16 protein-coding genes are annotated in these 18,703 nt (G+C 59.2%); 8 read left to right on the forward strand and 8 right to left on the reverse strand.

The features are described 5' to 3' along the window. Positions 1 to 10: 10 nt before the first annotated feature. From yidC to rpmH, 3 genes are read right to left on the reverse strand one after another with little or no spacing between them, the layout of a single operon-like run. Positions 11 to 1,759: a membrane protein insertase YidC gene (gene yidC / locus SSPSH_RS01970; RefSeq protein ID WP_006914435.1), complete on the reverse strand. Its 1,749-nt coding sequence runs from the start codon at positions 1,757 to 1,759 to the stop codon at positions 11 to 13. Between the two features lie 20 nt (positions 1,760 to 1,779). Then, positions 1,780 to 2,166, reverse strand: coding sequence for a ribonuclease P protein component (rnpA, locus tag SSPSH_RS01975; RefSeq protein WP_006914434.1), 387 nt, complete (start codon positions 2,164 to 2,166; stop codon positions 1,780 to 1,782). A 10-nt stretch (positions 2,167 to 2,176) separates the two neighbouring features. Further along, complete coding sequence (gene rpmH / locus SSPSH_RS18270) at positions 2,177 to 2,311, reverse strand: 50S ribosomal protein L34 (protein ID WP_006914433.1); 135 nt, start codon at positions 2,309 to 2,311, stop codon at positions 2,177 to 2,179. 176 nt (positions 2,312 to 2,487) lie between these two features. Between rpmH and dnaA the strand changes: the two genes are divergently transcribed. From dnaA to gyrB, 4 genes are all read left to right on the forward strand, one after another. Then, positions 2,488 to 3,801, forward strand: a complete 1,314-nt coding sequence (gene dnaA, locus SSPSH_RS01980; RefSeq protein WP_040607309.1) for a chromosomal replication initiator protein DnaA — start codon at positions 2,488 to 2,490, stop codon at positions 3,799 to 3,801. Positions 3,802 to 4,054: 253 nt separating this feature from the next. Then, positions 4,055 to 5,155, forward strand: a complete 1,101-nt coding sequence (gene dnaN / locus SSPSH_RS01985; RefSeq protein WP_006914431.1) for a DNA polymerase III subunit beta — start codon at positions 4,055 to 4,057, stop codon at positions 5,153 to 5,155. 11 nt (positions 5,156 to 5,166) lie between these two features. Continuing rightward, complete coding sequence (gene recF, locus SSPSH_RS18275; protein ID WP_084623361.1) at positions 5,167 to 6,240, forward strand: DNA replication/repair protein RecF; 1,074 nt, start codon at positions 5,167 to 5,169, stop codon at positions 6,238 to 6,240. A gap of 64 nt (positions 6,241 to 6,304) precedes the next feature. Next, a complete protein-coding gene (gene gyrB / locus SSPSH_RS02005) occupies positions 6,305 to 8,725 on the forward strand; it encodes a DNA topoisomerase (ATP-hydrolyzing) subunit B (RefSeq protein WP_006914428.1) in 2,421 nt (806 codons plus the stop codon). Positions 8,726 to 8,780: 55 nt separating this feature from the next. Here the strand turns inward: gyrB and gmhB are convergent, their stop codons facing one another. From gmhB to glyQ, 3 genes are read right to left on the reverse strand one after another with little or no spacing between them, the layout of a single operon-like run. Further along, complete coding sequence (gene gmhB / locus SSPSH_RS02010) at positions 8,781 to 9,341, reverse strand: D-glycero-beta-D-manno-heptose 1,7-bisphosphate 7-phosphatase (protein WP_006914427.1); 561 nt, start codon at positions 9,339 to 9,341, stop codon at positions 8,781 to 8,783. A gap of 33 nt (positions 9,342 to 9,374) precedes the next feature. After that, positions 9,375 to 11,453, reverse strand: a complete 2,079-nt coding sequence (glyS, locus tag SSPSH_RS02015) for a glycine--tRNA ligase subunit beta (protein WP_006914426.1) — start codon at positions 11,451 to 11,453, stop codon at positions 9,375 to 9,377. Continuing rightward, positions 11,450 to 12,346: a glycine--tRNA ligase subunit alpha gene (gene glyQ, locus SSPSH_RS02020; RefSeq protein ID WP_006914425.1), complete on the reverse strand. Its 897-nt coding sequence runs from the start codon at positions 12,344 to 12,346 to the stop codon at positions 11,450 to 11,452. The genes glyS and glyQ overlap by 4 nt, the downstream gene beginning before the upstream one ends. A 259-nt stretch (positions 12,347 to 12,605) precedes the next feature. On the opposite strand from glyQ, the gene glnA reads away from it, so the two are divergent. The 4 genes from glnA (at position 12,606) to glnG (ending at position 17,780) form a co-directional block, all read left to right on the forward strand. Continuing rightward, on the forward strand, positions 12,606 to 14,015 hold the full coding sequence (gene glnA, locus SSPSH_RS02025; RefSeq protein WP_006914424.1) for a glutamate--ammonia ligase: 1,410 nt from the start codon (positions 12,606 to 12,608) through the stop codon (positions 14,013 to 14,015). 130 nt (positions 14,016 to 14,145) lie between these two features. Next, complete coding sequence (locus tag SSPSH_RS02030; protein ID WP_006914423.1) at positions 14,146 to 14,826, forward strand: DUF4124 domain-containing protein; 681 nt, start codon at positions 14,146 to 14,148, stop codon at positions 14,824 to 14,826. A 272-nt stretch (positions 14,827 to 15,098) separates the two neighbouring features. After that, entirely contained in the window at positions 15,099 to 16,175 is a 1,077-nt protein-coding gene (gene glnL, locus SSPSH_RS02035) for a nitrogen regulation protein NR(II) (RefSeq protein ID WP_006914422.1), read from the forward strand. Positions 16,176 to 16,256: 81 nt separating this feature from the next. Beyond that, on the forward strand, positions 16,257 to 17,780 hold the full coding sequence (gene glnG / locus SSPSH_RS02040; protein ID WP_021031305.1) for a nitrogen regulation protein NR(I): 1,524 nt from the start codon (positions 16,257 to 16,259) through the stop codon (positions 17,778 to 17,780). On the opposite strand, the gene SSPSH_RS19810 is transcribed toward glnG, so the two are convergent. Together SSPSH_RS19810 and SSPSH_RS19060 are read right to left on the reverse strand one after the other, a co-directional pair. Beyond that, complete coding sequence (locus SSPSH_RS19810) at positions 17,693 to 18,304, reverse strand: NAD-binding protein (protein WP_152522709.1); 612 nt, start codon at positions 18,302 to 18,304, stop codon at positions 17,693 to 17,695. The genes glnG and SSPSH_RS19810 overlap by 88 nt on opposite strands. Beyond that, entirely contained in the window at positions 18,264 to 18,482 is a 219-nt protein-coding gene (locus SSPSH_RS19060) for a hypothetical protein (RefSeq protein WP_006914420.1), read from the reverse strand. The genes SSPSH_RS19810 and SSPSH_RS19060 overlap by 41 nt, the downstream gene beginning before the upstream one ends. Positions 18,483 to 18,703: the final 221 nt, after the last annotated feature.

Below are 18,703 nucleotides of genomic sequence, written 5' to 3' on the forward strand. Positions count from 1 at the left end.
CGGCTATCGATCAGCTGTGGGCCGCCTTGTGGCCCAGGCCTTCGGCGTCCAGCTTGCGGTAGATATACCACTGCTGACCGATCGAGAGCAGGTTGTTGGTGCACCAGTAGAGCACCAGACCGGCCGGGAAAAAGGCAAAGAACACGGCCAGACCGACCGGCATGATCTGCATGATGCGCTGCTGCATCGGGTCCATGGTCACGTTCGCGGTGAGCTTTTGCTGCAGGAACATGGTTACACCGAAGACCACCGGCAGGATGTAATACGGATCGGGCGCGGATAGATCCTGAATCCAGAGCATGAACGGCGCATGGCGCAGTTCGACCGATTCACGCAGCACCCAATACAACGAGATGAATACCGGCATCTGCACGAGCATCGGCCAACAGCCGGCCAGCGGGTTGAAGCCCTCTTTCTTGTAGAGCTCCATCATCTTGGCCTGGAGTTTCTGGCGATCGTCGCCGTATTGCTCCTTGAGCTGCTGCATACGCGGCGCGAACTTGCGCATACGCGCCATCGCTCGGTACTGCGTTTCCGACAGCTTGTAGAACACGAGCTTGATCAGGAACGTCAAAAGGATGATCGCTACACCCCAGTTGCCGACCAGGGCATGCAGGTGTTCCAGAACCCAGAAAATGGGCTTGGCAAGCACGGTCAGCCAGCCATAGTCGACAGTCAGCCCAAGCCCCGGCGCAACCGCATCGAGTTGGTCCTGCAGCTTGGGGCCCACGAACAGCGTGGTCTCGAGATTGGTACGCGCGCCAGCCGCAATAGACTGCTGGGCCCCGATAAAGCCGGTAGCGAAACCGCCGGCAGCATTGGGGATATCCTTGGGCTGACCGAAGAAACGCACCTTGGCATCGGGTGGCGGAATGGCGGCGCCAATGAAATAGTGCTGGATCATCGCCACCCAGCCACCCTGCTGGGTCAGCTCGAGCGGGCTCTCGGCCAGGTCGTCGTGGCTTTCGGTCTTGTAGCTATAGCTGTCGCCGCCGTCTTTACGGTTGTACCAACCCACGCCAAAGAAGGCCTGCGCAAAAGGCACGTCGCCCGTGATCTCGTAAGGCGCACGCCAGAAACGGACATACTGCGAGACCTTCCAGTCGTCGCTGGCGTTGTTGACGACTTCATGGCGCAGCCCGATGCGATAGCTATCGCGGCTGAAGGTATATACCTTGGTGACCTGATGACCGGCATCGTTGGTCCAGGTCAGGGGCACTTCGATGGTGTCCTCACCGTCGGCAAGCTCGTATTCCTTGCGTTCGGCGCTGTAACGCGACCGATGATCGGGCGCCTTCGCCCCCGCAGCCACCAGCCCGCTCTGTGCGATAAAGAAGTTGGGCGCGCTATCGTTGATCAGTCGCAGGTTGGTATCCGGCTGCTCGGAAGACACCGGCACGCCACGCAATTCAACCTTGCGCAGATCCCCACCACGCGTGTCGATGATCACATCGAGCTTGTCGGTGACGACATGGATCTGATCCGCCTGGCTGACCACCGGCGCGTTATCGGCGCCGCGTTCACCAGCGCTGGCCTGCGGGCCGCGCTGCTCGGGCCCCCCATCGTTTTCGGCAGACGGAGCGGATTCCAGCGACGGCACGTCGTCTTCGCCAGCGGCGTAGTCCTGCTGGGCCGTGCTCTGATTATTAGCCGACGTCGCATCGGCTTGGGTAGGCGCGTAGTCGTGCTGCCACGCCTGATACAGGAAGAAGCAGATAACGGCGACAGCACAGAGCAGTCCGAAGCGAATATTTTCCATGCGCGGCTAATGTCCTTCGGTTAACGGCTGCCACTCGGCGGGCGCGCTTGCGACGGCGTCGCCACTCGATCGAGCTGGGGCCAAAGCGCTTCGAGTTGTTCGAATAGCGCCGCATTGCTCATGGTGGCCGTGCGACTACGGGCAAGCACTACAACATCAACCGCAGCCAGACGATCACGATGCACACGAAATGACTCGCGCAACACCCGTTTGACTCGATTACGCTCGACCGCGCGCGCAATGCGGCGCTTCGCCAGAGCCAGTCCCAGCCGAGCCTGGTCGGTTGGACCATCGGCGGCAATGACGACGAATCCCGAACTGACAAACTTGCGACCGTGCGCGAACACGGCGCGAAATTCTGCCGATTGCCTCAGACGCGCAGTCGCGGGGAACGCTGCCTGCGGCACGACTTTTCACCTACGGCGTCAGGCGCTTACGGCCCTTGGCACGACGTGCCGACAACACAGCACGACCATTCTTGGTCGCCATGCGGGCGCGGAAACCGTGGGTACGCTTCCGGTGCAGATTACTCGGCTGATAAGTTCGTTTCATGACGGTCTCGTTCTGGCGCCACGCAGGACGCGCTTCACGGTAAAGAGCGCGGATTCTAGTCGCCTGTTACCCCTCTTGCAAGCATGGAAAATGCTGTGGATAACTTGTGGCCTGTGCGCTAGGGTAAGGCGCCAGCGCAGGCTGACGCCGCGCTTTTTTCGCTACGGAGTAACGGAATCTTGGCTGACACGCTCTGGCAACGTTGTCTGACGCATATCGAGGCTCGACTGCCTGAAAAGGACATCAACCTCTGGCTTCGCCCGCTCGAGGCCGACTTTACCGACGAGGGCCTCGACCTGATGGCGCCGAACGAGGTCGTACGCGATCAGGTCGAACGAGAGCTGCGTACCCCCATTGCGAATGCGCTAAACGACCTGGGTGCCGTGCCCAAGCGCATTCGGGTACTCGTGGGTGGCGGTCAGAAACCACGTGCGACAGAGAGTGAACCGGCCGCGGCGCCGCCGACGTCACGCCACAATCTCGACAGCCGTTACACATTCGAAAGCTTCGTACAAGGCAAGTCGAACCAGATCGCACGGGCAGCGGCAGAACAGGCCGCAAACCCGGACAACATGGCTTACAACCCGCTGTTGATTTATGGCGGTGTGGGTCTGGGCAAGACTCATCTGATGCAAAGTGTAGGCAACCGGCTACTCGATACGAATCCACGTGCCAAGGTGGCTTACGTTCGTTCCGAACATTTCGTCAACGAAATGATCACGGCGATCCGTCATAACCGCATGGACCGCTTCAAAGCACACTACCGATCGCTGGACGCCCTGTTGATCGACGATATCCAGTTCTTCGCGAACAAGGATCGCTCCCAAGAAGAATTCTTCCATACGTTCAACTCGTTGCTGGAGTCGAATCAACGGATCGTGATTACCTGCGATCGCTTTCCCAAGGAAGTGGAAGGGCTGGAGGACCGGCTCAAATCGCGGTTTTCCTGGGGCCTGTCGGTCGCGGTCGAGCCGCCAGAACTCGAGACCCGTGTCGCGATCATGCTTTCCAAAGCCGATTATCACGGCATTACGTTACCCCAGGAAGTGGCTTTCTTCATCGCCAAGCGCGTGCGTTCAAACGTGCGTGATCTGGAAGGGGCGCTGCACCGACTCAAGGCTTCGGCCCAGATTACCGGAACGCCGATCACCGTCGATTTCGCCAAGCAGGCGCTTCACGACATGCTCGCGGTCTACGACCGGCTGGTCACACTGGAGAACATCCAACGCACCGTGGCGGAATATTACAAGATGCGGCTCGCTGATCTGCTCGGTAAGAAACGGACCCGCTCGGTAGCACGCCCACGTCAGATCGCGATGGCCCTGGCCAAGGAACTGACCAATCACAGCCTGCCGGAAATCGGACAAGGCTTTGGCGGGCGCGACCATACAACGGTCCTTCATGCCTGCCGCAAGGTCAAAGAACTACGAGAGACCGACGCACGAATGGAAGAGGACTACGCCAACCTGAGCCGAATACTCACAAGCTAACTGTGGATAACCTGGGGGCGAGCACATAATTAGTCGATCATGACCGCTCAACCCCGAAAGAGAACACATTTTATCCACACGCAAACAACAACATCCCAACCCTGTTCAAGACAGAGTTGTCATCAAAGTAAGTAGATGATTTAAAAGAAATTAAGCATAGTATCAACAGATTTAGCCAACCGTTGTTACTACTACGACTAACTATTTTTAAAGCCTTTAAAGACAACAAGGCTGACTGTTTCGGGAGACCGCCATGCAATTCACCGTGCAGCGCAAGGATTTGCTCACTGCTCTTCAGACCGTCATAGGCGTTGTAGAACGCCGTCAGACGATGCCTATCCTGTCGAATGTACTGATCAAGGCAGAAAACGACCGCATCGTAATTACGGCAACGGATCTCGAACTCGAGCTGATAACCGATACGCCAGCGGTTATCGGCCAGCCCGGCGCTGCTGCAATCCCTGCACGAAAACTGCTCGATATTTGCCGTGGGTTACCCGACGATGCGGAAATAACACTAGAACACGATGGCCAGCAGACCCGCGTTCAATCAGGGCGATCACGATTCACGCTGTCAACCATGGCAGCCCAGGACTGGCCTTATCTAGACGAAGTAGAATCGGGCCAGCAAATCGCATTGCCGGAACGCCTTCTGAAAGGTCTGCTCGATCGCACCCACTTCGCGATGGCACATCAGGACGTACGGTATTACCTGAATGGCCTGTTGTTGGCACTGCGTAGCGATCGGGCACGTTGTGTCGCTACCGACGGTCATCGCCTGGCACTCAGCGACACCACGCTGAACATCGCAATCGATGAACCCATTCAAGCGATCGTGCCCCGAAAAGCAATCACCGAACTGGTACGCCTGCTCGACTCCAGCGAAGCAGAAATAACGCTTCAGCTTTCGACAAAGCATCTGCGTCTGCAACTACCCGGGTTGGTTTTTACAACCAAACTCATCGACGGGCGCTTTCCAGACTATGAGCGTGTCATCCCCGACCAAGCAGACAAGCAGATGCATGCTGACCGGGATACAATCCGCCAAGCCTTGTCACGCACAGCTATTCTGTCGAACGAAAAATTCGGCGGTGTTCGCCTGGCTCTGAGCGAACATAGCCTTCGACTCCAGGCACAAAATGTCGAACGCGAAGAAGCAGAAGACGAAATTCAGGTGACATACGATCACGAGCCGATCGAGATAGGCTTTAACGTCAACTATCTTCTTGAAGCACTGGGTGCGATGGATAGCGGAGAATTCACGCTTTCTCTGTCTGGCGCGGATAGCAGCGGGCTTTTACAAAGCGTCAATGACCCGGCAACCCGTTATGTCGTAATGCCGATGCGCCTCTAGATTCGGCGCAAATGCATTTAAGCCAGCTACGGCTTCAGAATTTCCGATGCTTTGAAGCCGCGGATCTCCAACCTGATCCTGCGATAAACGTCATTACTGGCGACAACGCCTCGGGCAAAACCACCTTGCTCGAGGCGATCTATTTTCTTGGGCGGGGCCAGTCTTTTCGGCAGTCCGGCCCGAGGCCAGCCATTAGAGCTGGCGAAAACGCGTTTACGGTAACAGCGGAAATTGCAGTTCCCGACGGTCGATCACATCGGCTTGGCGTAAGTCGTGACAAACGCGGAATACGCTATCGTCGAGACGGCAATAGCGATACCAGCCGAATTGATCTCATCAACACACTGCCGCTCCAGATGGTAGGCCCCAACGTGCACCGGCTCCTCGAGCAAGGCCCACGTTATCGGCGCCACTTCCTGGACTGGGGTGTGTTTCACGTGGAACATGCGTTCTTCCCCGCGTGGCGGCGTTTTCGCAGAGCCCTAAAACAACGCAATAGAGCACTGAAAGCCCGTTTACCCAAAGCCGACATTGTGGTTTGGGACGCTGAGCTGGTCCGTGCCGCCGAGATTGTCGATGCATCGCGCCGCGCTTATATAGACCATCTTTATAACAACCTTCCCGCGCAAGCAGCCAAGCTGTTGGGGGATGAACCGATCGTGCTTGAGTACGACTGCGGTTGGCGCGGAGAAGACGGTTACGGCGCGGCACTCGCGGCCGGGCTCGATCAGGACACCCGCGCAGGTTTCACACAGCAAGGCCCCCACCGCGCGGACCTCCGTGTTTCGATAGCCAGCGCCGCCGCACGTGATTGGGTATCGCGTGGTCAGCAAAAAATTCTTACTACTGCAATGCTACTCACACAGGCACGGCTGCTACACGCTCGTCGCCATGTTCAACCCGTTTTGCTGATCGACGATATGGCTGCAGAACTGGGGGTGAGATATCGGCAGGTTCTTGCCGAAGAAATTGCTTCACTTGGCGGGCAATGCTTTCTAACCTTCCTCGAGCCGCAGCTTGTTCCGGACGTAATAAAACAAGGCGCCATGTTCCACGTGGAACGTGGGGCCGTTACCCGCGGCTGATACGTCAGGGCGTGCTAGAATCCGCGGGTTGACTCGGACCCATCCAGCCTAGACGCGGTGATAAATGGCGGAATCCAACGGCGATTACAATTCCAGTAGCATCAAGGTCCTCAAGGGCCTCGAGGCAGTTCGAAAACGCCCCGGCATGTATATCGGCGATACCGACGATGGTACAGGCCTGCATCATATGGTCTTCGAGGTCGTCGATAACGCGATCGATGAAGCGCTGGCAGGCTACTGCAACGAGATCCAAGTCATCATTCATCGTGATCAGAGCATCACAGTGACCGATGACGGCCGCGGTATCCCGGTAGACATGCATGAAGGCGAGGGTAAGCCAGCCGCCGAAGTGATCATGACGGTCCTGCATGCCGGCGGGAAGTTCGACGCTAATTCTTACAAGGTGTCCGGCGGTTTGCACGGTGTCGGCGTGTCGGTCGTAAATGCGTTGTCAGACCGCCTTGAGCTCGATATTCACCGCGACGGTCAGCGATATCGCCAAAGTTATTCGATGGGCGAGCCGCTGGATGAGTTGACGGCCGTCGAGGCGACCGAGCTCACCGGCACCTCGATTCATTTTCATCCAAGCGCCGATGTCTTTGCGAATATCGCCTATAGCTACGATATCCTCGCCAAGCGCTTGCGCGAACTGTCGTTTTTGAACTCCGGCGTTCGAATCAGGCTGCGTGAAGAGGCCAGCGAGCGCGATATTGTGTTCGAATATGAAGGCGGCATACGAGCGTTCGTCGAGAATCTCAACGAGAACAAGACCCAGCTTCACGACACCGTGTGTTACTTCACCGCTGAGCGTGACGACATTGTCGTCGAAGTGGCGATGCAGTGGAACGACTCCTATCAGGAAAGCGTCTTCTGTTACACGAACAATATTCCACAGCGTGACGGCGGCACCCACCTGGCCGGGTTCCGCGGTGCACTCACGCGAACGCTGAACGGCTATATCGAATCTGAAGGGCTGGCGAAGAAAGAAAAAGTCGCGCCGGCGGGCGATGATGCGCGTGAAGGTCTGACCGCCGTCGTTTCGGTTAAGGTGCCGGACCCGAAGTTCTCTTCGCAGACCAAGGAAAAACTTGTCTCGTCCGAAGTGAGAGCCGTGGTCGAATCGACCGTCAACGAGCATCTTAACGACTTTCTGCTTGAGAACCCGCGTGATGCCAAGGTTATCGCCGGCAAGGTGATCGAGGCAGCGCGAGCCCGTGACGCGGCCCGCCGTGCGCGCGATATGACGCGCCGCAAGGGCGCGCTGGATATTGCCGGCCTGCCCGGCAAGCTCGCTGATTGTCAGGAGAAAGACCCGTCGCAGTCCGAACTGTTTCTCGTGGAGGGCGACTCTGCAGGTGGTTCAGCCAAACAGGGGCGTGATCGCCACAATCAGGCCATTTTGCCGCTCAAAGGCAAGATTCTTAATGTCGAAAAAGCGCGGTTCGACAAGATGTTGTCTTCCGTGGAGGTCGGCACGCTCATTACGGCCCTGGGCTGTGGTATCGGTCGCGACGAGTTCGATCCGGCGAAGCTGCGCTATCACCGCATCATCATCATGACCGACGCGGACGTTGACGGTTCACATATCCGTACGTTGCTGCTGACGTTCTTCTACCGGCAAATGTTTGAACTGATTGAAGCGGGCTATGTGTATATCGCGCAGCCGCCGCTGTACAAAGTTAAAAGCGGCAAGCAGGAGTATTACGTCAAGGACGATAAAGAACTTGGCAACTACCTTTTGCGGCTGGCATTGAGCAAGGCTGAGCTTCGTGTAGAAACGGATACGCCGCCCATATCGGATGATGCGCTTGCCAACCTGGCGCATCGCTATATGGGGCTGTTGGAAGATATCGATCGACTGACCCGGCGGTTCGATCCGGCGACCCTCAAGGAAATGACCTATCTGCCGCCCATGACGCCCGAAACGTTTTCGGATGCCGGACGGATGCAGGATTGGGCGGATCAACTGCAGACTCGGTTGGATGCGCGTAACGAAGCGCGTCACCGCTATGAAGTGCAGATCAAGCCTGCCGATGAGCAACGGCCTCTGCATTTGCAGGTCACCCGCTACAGCCATGGCATTCCGCATACGTTCGTGTGGCATGAAGATTTCTTTACCGGTGAGGAATACCAGCGCATGGCGGCCCTGGGCAACGAATTGTTGGCGTTGATGGGCGACGGCGCGCAGGTGAGCCGCGGTGAGCGCTCAGAGCCGGTAGAAACCTTCGAGCAGGCTTATGAATGGCTTCTCGCGGAGGCCAAGCGTGGCCAGCATGTGCAGCGCTACAAGGGCCTTGGTGAGATGAATCCGGACCAGCTCTGGGAGACCACCATGGATCCGAATACCCGGCGCCTCATGCAGGTCAAGATCGACGACGCCGTAGGCGCCGATCAGATATTCACTACCCTCATGGGCGATCATGTCGAACCGCGTCGCGAGTTCATTGAGCGCAACGCGTTGATGGTATCGAATCTGGATATCTAGACTGGTATCGGCCATTGGGGCGGCGCCTGTCGCCCCAACAATGCAAGGCGGCTGCTCAGCCGCCTTTTTTGTGTCGGCGGGATTTGTCCTGGGCGATGACGGCCCCTGCAGCCGCGGCCAAGTCGTCGTATACATCAACACCCTGGATATCCGGGTGGCCTGATTCCACCGGTTTACCGGTACGTACCAGAACCGGGGTGGCGCCTGCAGCGCGCGCGGCTTCGATATCGGTGACGCTATCGCCCACGAAGGGAATATTGCGAAGCGAGCGGCCAAAACGCTTGCCGATGTCGTCAAGCAGCCCTGTGCCCGGCTTTCGGCACGCGCATCCCTCGTTTGGGCCATGCGGGCAGAAGAAGATGCCGTCGAGATGCGTGCCGATATCGGCAAGCATGCGGGTCATCTTGTCGTGGATGGCGAACAAGGTGTCGTAGTCGAACAATCCCCGCGCGAGGCCAGATTGATTGCTGGCGACGACGACGCGAAACCCGGCGTTTTTGAGTTTCAGAATGGCTTCAAGACTACCGGGTATCGCGCGCCATTCAGCAGGCGATTTGATGTAATCGTCGCTGTCTTCGTTAATGACGCCGTCGCGGTCCAGAATGATTAGCTTCATAAGGCCTAGCCATACGATGGTTGCGCAGCCAGTCTAATCGCTCTGCTCAAGTGATAGACAGGAGATATCGGCGACTTCCCGGCACAGATCATCGAGTTCGCCTAATAAAGCGAGCCGATTCTGCCGTACTGACGCATCCTCGGCCATAACCATGACCTGATCGAAAAACGCGTCGAGCGGCTTGGCCAGTGCCGATAGCGCGGTCAGGGCTCGACCGGGGTCGTTGGCTTTCATCGCGTCCACGACGACCTCGCGCTGTGTCAAGTAAGCCTGGGCAAGGTCGCGTTCCGCGGATTCACTCAGTGCGTCGGCGTTGAAATCGGCTTGAGCGATCTCGTCGGCGTTGCGTCGCAGAATATTGCGAATGCGTTTGTGCGCGCCGCAAACCGTCTGAGCATCACTGTCCCGGCCGAAGGCGTCGAGCGCGTGGATGCGCCGGTCGAAATCGACCAGATCGACAAGATCCAAACCGATAATCGCTTCGAATCGATCCGAGCCAATGCCCTGATCTTGATAGTAGCCGCGCAAACGTTCCATGTGGAACATCCAGAGTGCGTCCAGGGTGTCGGCTTCGGCATCGACCGGTTGATTCGCCAGGGCCGCCGCCAATTCGGCGCGTAAATCCAGGACCAGCCCCGCTTCGATGACGGTGCGCAATACGCCGAGAGCCGCGCGGCGCAGGCCGAACGGATCCTTATCCCCGCTTGGACGGCGTCCTATTGCAAAGATACCGCTCAGCGTATCGAGCCGATCAGCAAGCGACAATGCCCGGCCCGCCGGCGTGGCGGCAATATCGGCGCCGGCGCGTGCCGGTGCGTATTGTTCCGCAATCGCATCGGCCACTTCAGCCGGTTCACCGTCTTCGCGAGCATAGTAGTAGCCCATGCGGCCCTGCAGATCCGGAAACTCACCGACCATTTCGGTCAGCAAATCGGCCTTGGCGAGCGTGGCCGCGCGTTGAACGATATCCAGCGAAGCGCCGGTGGGGTCGGCAAGTCGTTTACCGGCCGCCGCAATGCGGGCACTCTTGTCTGCCAGCGAGCCGAGCGACTGCTGGAACGTCACCCGCGCGAGCCCATCCACATTATGAGCCAGTCCCTGGCGACGATCCTGATCCCAGAAGAAAAGCGCATCCGATAAGCGCGGGCGTACCACGCGCTCGTTGCCCGCGATGACCTGCGCCACGTCACGACTTTCGATATTGGCGACCGTAATGAAACCGGCCAGCAAACCACCCGCGTCATTCTCGATAGGGAAATAGCGCTGATGTTCTTGCAACGTCGAGATCAGTACCTCGCGTGGCAGAACCAGAAAGCGTTCGTCAAAACGCCCGGCTATGCCGACCGGCCATTCCACAAGCGCGGTGACTTCCTCGACCAAGCCGTCGTCGATCACTGCCTCGCCGCCGAAGCTCGATGCGGCCTTTCCGACTTGTTCAACGATGCGCTGCTTGCGGCTGTCGGGATCGACGACGACCCAGGCGTTATTCAACGCTTCGGCATAGTCATCGGCGTTGGCAAGATCAATTGCGTCCGGGTGATGAAAGCGATGGCCGTATGTGCGACGCCCGGCGCTCTCGCCGAATACGCTCAGCGGTACGATCTCGTTGCCATGCAAGGCAACAACCCAATGCACCGGGCGTACGAAGGCCGCGTCGCTATCACCCCAGCGCATGAGCTTGGGTATGGGCAGGCGCTTGAGCGCCTGGTCGACGGCCGCCTGGACCAGTGTCGCGATCGGCTTGCCTGGTTCGGTCGCCCGGTAGACAAGGCGTTTGCCCTTGTCGCTGTCTTCTTGCTCAAGCGCGTCGACGCTCATACCGACCGAGCGTGCGAAACCTTCGGCGGCCTTGGTGGGCTTGCCGGCGTCATCGTAAGCAATCGCAAGCGTTGGGCCGGCTTTCTCGACCTCGATCGGTTGGGTCGTTTCATCCGTGTCGGCGATCGCGACTGCCAGACGGCGTGGCGTGGCGTAGCGCGTTGTCGCGCCAAGCGTCAGGCCGGCTTCCGACAGTGCGCCCGTGACACCGTCGGCGAACGCATCGGCAAGTGCGCGCATGGCTCTCGGCGGTAATTCTTCGACCCCGATTTCGATGAGTAGCGTAGCGGTCATGCAGCCTCGTTGTCGTTCTTGAGCAGCGGAAAGCCAAGCGCCTCACGCGAGGCGTAGTAGGCCTGCGCACAGGCGCGGGCCAGCGTGCGGACCCGCAGGATATAGCCCTGGCGTTCGGTCACGGATATGGCGTGACGCGCGTCCAGCAGATTGAATGTGTGTGAACACTCGAGCATGCGCTCGTACGCCGGCAGCGCCAGTTCGGCTTCGACGAGTCGCTGGCATTCGGCTTCAAGCGCATCGAAATGGGTGAACAATGCGGCCACGTCCGCATGTTCGAAGTTGTAGCGTGATTGCTCGACCTCGTTCTGGTGAAAGACATCACCGTAATAAAGCGTGCCGTTGCTCGATTCCGACCAGACCAGGTCATAAACGCTCTCCACGTTCTGGATATACATCGCAATGCGCTCCAGCCCGTAGGTGATCTCGCCGGAAACCGGGCGGCAATCCAAGCCACCGGCCTGCTGGAAATACGTGAACTGGGTGATTTCCATGCCGTTGAGCCAGATTTCCCAGCCAAGACCCCAGGCGCCCAGTGTGGGTGACTCCCAGTTGTCTTCGACGAAGCGCACATCGTGAATCGACATATCGAGGCCGAGTGCTTCCAGCGATTGAAGATAGAGCGACTGGATATTTTTCGGCGACGGCTTGAGCAGCACCTGGAACTGATAGTAATGCTGCAAGCGGTTCGGGTTGTCGCCGTAACGTCCGTCAGTCGGTCGGCGTGACGGTTGCACGTACGCCGAGCGCCAAGGCTCGGGGCCGATCGAGCGCAGAAATGTCGCCGGATGAAACGTGCCGGCGCCGACGGGCATATCCAAGGGCTGCACGATGGCGCACCCCTGCTCGGCCCAGAACTGCTGAAGCCGGAAGATGAGCTGTTGGAAATCCATGCAAACTGTCCTGTGTTCGAGCGCGGAGTATAACGAAACAGCGCTATTACAGGGCCCGGCGTTCTTTTGCACCAAAAACGCGCGCGATAAGTGTTAAGCACCAGTTTGGTGCGGTGATAAAACTATATTGGTGCGATAAGACGCGGAATGACCCGAAAACAGGCAAAGATGACGTGGCACGGATTCTGCCTTTATAGTGGCTATCCTCGTTGCTCTGCACCAGACAGTTCAACCGGGTTCTACATACAAGGAGTCATCAATGGCGAGTAGCGAAGCGCTCAAGCTGATCAAGGAAACCGAGGCGAAGTTTGTCGACTTCCGCTTCTGCGATACGCGTGGCAAAGAACAGCACATGACTATGCCGGCGCACGTCGTCGACGAAGAGTTCATGGAAGAAGGCAAGATGTTCGACGGCTCGTCGATCGACGGCTGGAAAGGCATCAACGACTCTGACATGGTGATGATGCCCGACGACAGCACCGCCGTGCTCGACCCCTTCTTCGAAGAACCCACGGTCATCATTCGTTGCGACGTCCTCGAACCCAACACCATGATGGGTTACGAGCGCGATCCGCGTACGGTCGCCAAGCGCGCTGAAGCTTATCTGGCCTCCACCGGCATCGCCGATACCGCGTACTTCGGTCCGGAAGCCGAGTTCTTCGTGTTCGATTCGGTGTCCTGGCAGAACGAAATGAACGGGGCCGGCTTCTCGATCGATTCGGAAGAAGGTCACTGGAGCAGCAGTAAGCAATACCCCGAAGGCAACATGGGCCATCGCCCGGGTATCAAGGGCGGCTACGTGCCGGTCCCGCCGGTCGATTCCCATCACGACATCCGTTCGGCCATGTGCCTGGCGATGGAAGAGATGGGTCTGACGGTTGAAGTGCACCACCACGAAGTGGGCACCGCCGGTCAGGGCGAAATCGGCATGCTGTTCAATACGCTGGTCAAGAAAGCCGACGAGCTGCTGGTCTACAAGTATTGCGTGGCCAACGTCGCCCACAGCTTCGGCAAGACCGCGACCTTCATGCCCAAGCCGCTGGTCGGCGACAACGGCAGCGGCATGCATGTGCATCAGTCGCTCTCGAAAGACGGCAAGAACATCTTCTCGGGCGAAGAGTACGGCGGTCTGTCCGAAGAGGCGCTGTTCTATATCGGCGGCATCATCAAGCACGCCAAGGCGATCAACGCGTTCGCCAACGCCTCGACCAACAGCTACAAGCGTCTGGTCAAGGGATTCGAAGCGCCGGTGCTGCTGGCCTATTCGGCGCGTAACCGGTCGGCCTCGATTCGTATTCCGTGGGTCTCCAGCCCGAAGGCGCGTCGTATCGAAGTGCGTTTCCCGGATGCCACCGCCAACCCGTATCTGGCGTTCGCGGTCATGATGATGGCCGGTCTCGACGGTATCCAGAACAAGATCCATCCGGGCGAAGCCATGGACAAGGATCTCTACGATCTGCCGCCGGAAGAAGAGAAAGCGATTCCGACTGTCGCCCAGTCGCTGGAAGAAGCGCTCAAGGCGCTCTCCGACGATCGCGACTTCCTCAAAAAGGGCGATGTGTTCACCGACGACCTGATCGACGGCTATATCGAACTCAAGATGGAAGAAGTGCTGCGCTTGAAGATGAGCACGCACCCAGCCGAGTTCGACATGTACTACTCCTGCTAAGGCGGGAGCCCCGCTTCAGGGGAGGCCGTGGCTTGCACGTGTAAGCGTGTGGCGCCGCTGGCCAGCAGGGCGCGCCCTTTTATCGGACGCGCCCTTTTTTATGGCCGCGCTTCGCGCTAGATTGCGTGTTATGAAAACGCTCTTCGTGCCGTTGTTCCTTATCCTGGTCGCCTCCGGCACCGCCCAGGCCGATATCTATACCTGGGTCGATGCGCAAGGCGTGCGTCACTACAGCGACAGCCCCATGGCTTCCGGCGCCAAGCGTGCCAATCTGCCGGGCTTGCAGACGGTGGACGGCAATCCCGACGCTTTGCAACAGCTGCAGGCCGCCGCGGATCGCGCGCGTTCGAAAACGAATAGCGTCGAATCGCGCATGCCGCGGCTTCTCAGCCCCGAGGCGGAGCAGACGTTTCGCGATGCACGCGGCATCGTGCCGGTGTCGGTCGCCATCAGCGGCTCTTCGGAACTGCGCGACGGCGAGCAGATCACCTACTATCTGGACGGCAGCCCGATTCCGCAATCACCAACCGACGATACCCAGCTGTCGCTGGGCAACGTGCCGCGCGGCACCCACACACTCAGCGCCGCTTTGCTCTATCAAGGTGCGGAAATCCGCCGGACCGAACCGGTCACTTTTTATATGAAGCCACCTTCGGCGATATCGCCGTTGAACAGTAATCAGAACGCCAGCGATAACGACAGCGACTCGCCCGGTACGACAACCTCTGCTCCGCCTGCCGGCAATGTAGGCGGCGCGCCGAGCACGCCGAAATTGAATACAAACACCAACGCGGCGCGCCCGCCCGGTTAGCGCGTTCGACAGGGTCGATGGCTGGCCACGCCTCGGGCTGGATCTCTCGAAGCAGCACAACAGAGTCTCGAAAGAACGGCTTTTCAGCTATGCCGCTACGCGACGACCCGCGGGGCCGTGGCTGAAAGGCCTAACGGGCCGATCCGAATCGTTCGTTAACGGACTCGCCGGCGCATTCAGACGCGTGTAGCACTATGATGGTGCAATCGCGTCGCGGGGGTTACGCTCCGAGCGCGCTTCGCACTGGCCCAAGTCTTGCTTTCAGCTGCCCCATGAGTTCCCGCGACAGTATCGGCGTTCGCCCCGACACGATTCTCGACAATCTTAAGACAGCCGTGGTTTGTCTGGACTCGCGGCTGAGGGTGACATATCTGAATACGGCCAGCGAAATGCTGTTCGGCGTGTCAGCCCGTCATTGCGGCAGCGAGCCGTTCGACCGCGCGTTGCCTTATCTGGCCGATCATCGCGAGAAGCTCGAGTCCGCGCTCTACAAGGGCGCGGCATTCACCGAACGCGAGCTGTACCTGCGTGCTGGTGGCGGTGATCCTCTAACCGTCGACTGTACGGTCACGCCGTTTACCGATCGCAACGGGGCTTCCGCACTGCTTCTGGAATTCCTTTCGCTCGATCGGCAACTGCGCATTTCGCGCGACGACCAGATGCGGGTTCAGAATCTGGCCAATCGAGAGATGATTCGCGGGCTCGCCCACGAAATCAAGAATCCGCTTGGCGGCCTGCGCGGTGCCGCGCAGCTGCTCGAGCGCGAGATCGACGACGACGAGCTCAAGGAATTCACCACCGTTATCATTCGCGAAGCCGACCGGCTGCAGAATCTTGTCGACGGGCTGCTGGGTCCGCGTCGCCCCCCCAACAAGCAGCCACTCAATATTCACGAACCGCTCGAGCACGTACGGGCTTTGATCAGCTCCGATCTGCCCGCTGATGTGACCTTGAAGCGCGATTTCGATCCCAGCATTCCCGAGATCAAGGCCGACCGTGAGCAGCTGATTCAAACGCTGTTCAATCTGGTCTGCAACGCAGTCACCGCTCTCGGTGGCAGCGGTGAAATCGTGCTGCGTACGCGTACCCAGCGCCTGTTCACGATTGGCGGGACCCAGCATCGGCTGGTCGCCCGGGTCGACGTAATCGACAATGGGCCCGGTATCCCCCGCGAACTGCTGCCTCGCATCTTCCACCCCATGGTGAGCTCGCGCGCCGAAGGTACGGGCATGGGCTTGCCGATCGCCCAATACCTCATTCATCTGCACCACGGGCTCATCGAATGCGAAAGCCGGCCCGGGCAGACCATATTCAGCGTAATTCTGCCGTTGGAGACCAGCGATGATTAGGAGAACGCCCAGGCCGTTATCGTGGCGCGTCGCGTACGTTGGCGCGCGGTCGACGATTGGCCACACCTTGGTGAGTCCGCGATGAGCATAGTGAACACAGGCACGCTCTCTGCGTGGATCGTAGATGACGACGAGTCCATTCGGTGGGTGCTCGAACGCGCTCTCAAAAGCGCCGATATCGATGTAACCACGTTTCCCGGCGGTGCCGAACTGCTCGATGCCATCGAAGAAAACACCCCCGATGTGCTATTGACCGATATCCGTATGCCGGGTATTTCCGGGCTGGATCTGCTCGATCGCGTACGTGCGATCAAGCCCGATCTGCCCATCATCATCATGACGGCGCACTCCGATCTGGATAGCGCGGTGTCGGCCTATCGTGGCGGTGCGTTCGAATATCTGCCCAAGCCGTTCGATCTGGACGAAGCGGTCGAACTGGTCACGCGCGCTGCCCGCCTAGCGCGAGAAGAGGAACCGGAAAGCGAAGCCGCCAAGCCGCAGGCGTCGATCATCATTGGCGAAGCGCCGGCCATGCAGGAGGTCTTTCGTGCCATCGGGCGTCTGTCGGCTTCCAACATCACCGTGCTGATCACGGGCGAGTCCGGTACCGGCAAGGAGCTGGTTGCGCATGCGCTGCACGAGCATAGCCCGCGCGCGAGTCGGCCGTTCATCGCGGTGAATACGGCGGCCATTCCGAAGGATCTGATGGAATCGGAATTCTTTGGCCATGAAAAAGGCGCGTTTACGGGCGCGGCTGCCCAGCGCCGCGGACGTTTCGAACAAGCCCACGGCGGCACCCTGTTTCTCGATGAAATCGGCGATATGCCGGCCGATCTGCAGACGCGCCTGCTACGCGTGTTGCAGGATGGCCAGTTCTATAGAGTCGGCGGCCATACGCCGGTGAGCGTGGATGTGCGCATTGTCGCGGCAACCAATCAGGAACTCGAAAAAGAGGTCCGCAAGGGCCGTTTTCGCGAGGATCTGTTTCATCGGTTGAACGTCATTCGCTTGCGCGTACCGCCGCTGCGCGAACGCCGCGAAGATATTCCGTTGTTGCTCGAATTCTTTCTCGGCCGGGCTGCACGCGAGCTCAATATGGAGCTCAAAACGCTGAGTAAACAGTCCAGCCAGTTCCTCAGCGCACTCGACTGGGCCGGCAATGTCCGCCAGCTGGAAAACCTGTGTCGCTGGCTTACGGTAATGGCCCCGGGCCGCGAAGTGGTACTCGAGGATCTGCCCCAGGAGCTGCGCGACGGCCGTGCCATGCCTGCTGCGAATGCGGCGACCTCGGTTGTGTCGGAAACTCGTGCCGAGCCAGAGTCTGCCCCTGCGAATAGCGCGCCCGTGCCGGCGCCCGTTTCATACGACAATGCAGGCGAACACCGCTGGGACGATCAGCTTGCGCACTGGGCCGAAACACGTCTGGCCGAAGGCGCCGATCACCTGCTCGACGAAGCGATTCCGAGCCTCGAACGGGTCATGATTCGCGCCGCACTCGCACGTACCGATGGCCATCGTCAGGAGGCTGCACGCCTGCTTGGGTGGGGCCGGAATACGCTGACGCGCAAGATAAAGGAGCTCGGTATGGAGTCCGAAACCGCGTGATCGCCGCGCTGCCCCGGTCGTTGTACTTGAACCCCGCTGTCGCCTCCCCATTCGACGCCTGCGTACGCGCGCAACATATTCGCCCGGCTGAATAGCCGCCGGGTCCAGTCCGGGTACGGGTTGCCACGGAATCGATGACCGCGGCAAGGTCGCCGACCCAAAAAATGTCGGGGTACCCCGCCAGGGCCGAGTCCACTGTAAGCCGCCCTGAGCGTGCTCGGCCGGAATGTCACCAAACACCGAAGCTCGTAAGCCCCCTGCCCCGAGCACGGTACGCGTGTTTGCTCGCAGTTCGGCCCGTTGATCACCACGCCGTTGTCGCCGATTCGTGAGACGAGCGTGCCGGTTATGACCTGGACTCCGAGCTCATCCTGCATGGTCTCGGCCCTGTGCGAGAGCTTTTCCGGATAGGCCGGCAGCACCCGCTCGGCGCCTTCGACCAACAGAACGCGTGTTTCACGTGGATCGAAGCTGCGAACGTCTTCAACCGCGGTGATTCCGCCAGCTCGACGATAGCCCCACAAGTTCGACGCCGCTCGGGCCGGCGCCGACCACTCCGAAGTTCAGCCAGGGCTCGCGTTCGCTCGCGTCACTGGTAAGCTCGGCGGTCTCGAATGCATGAAAGATACGTCGATGCGTACGCAGCGCGTACTCGCTCCACTGTTTATTGCGGACACAGGCATGTTTTCCGCCGGTAGTCACGACCTGCGTGTTAGGCCCGTTCGGCCGCTTTCGTGACGGATGATGCGCTTGTCGGGGTCGATATCGTAGGCCGTGCTCATCAACGAGCGAATATTTTTCTTGCGGCGCAAGGTCACGCGATGCGGCGTGCATACATCACCGGTAGTGAACATGCCGGCGGCGACCTGATAAGGCAGAGGCTGAAAGTATGGAAATTACGCTTGTCGATAAGCGTCACGTCG

The organism is Salinisphaera shabanensis E1L3A, assembly GCF_000215955.2.
Taxonomy (GTDB): Bacteria; Pseudomonadota; Gammaproteobacteria; order Nevskiales; family Salinisphaeraceae; genus Salinisphaera; species Salinisphaera shabanensis.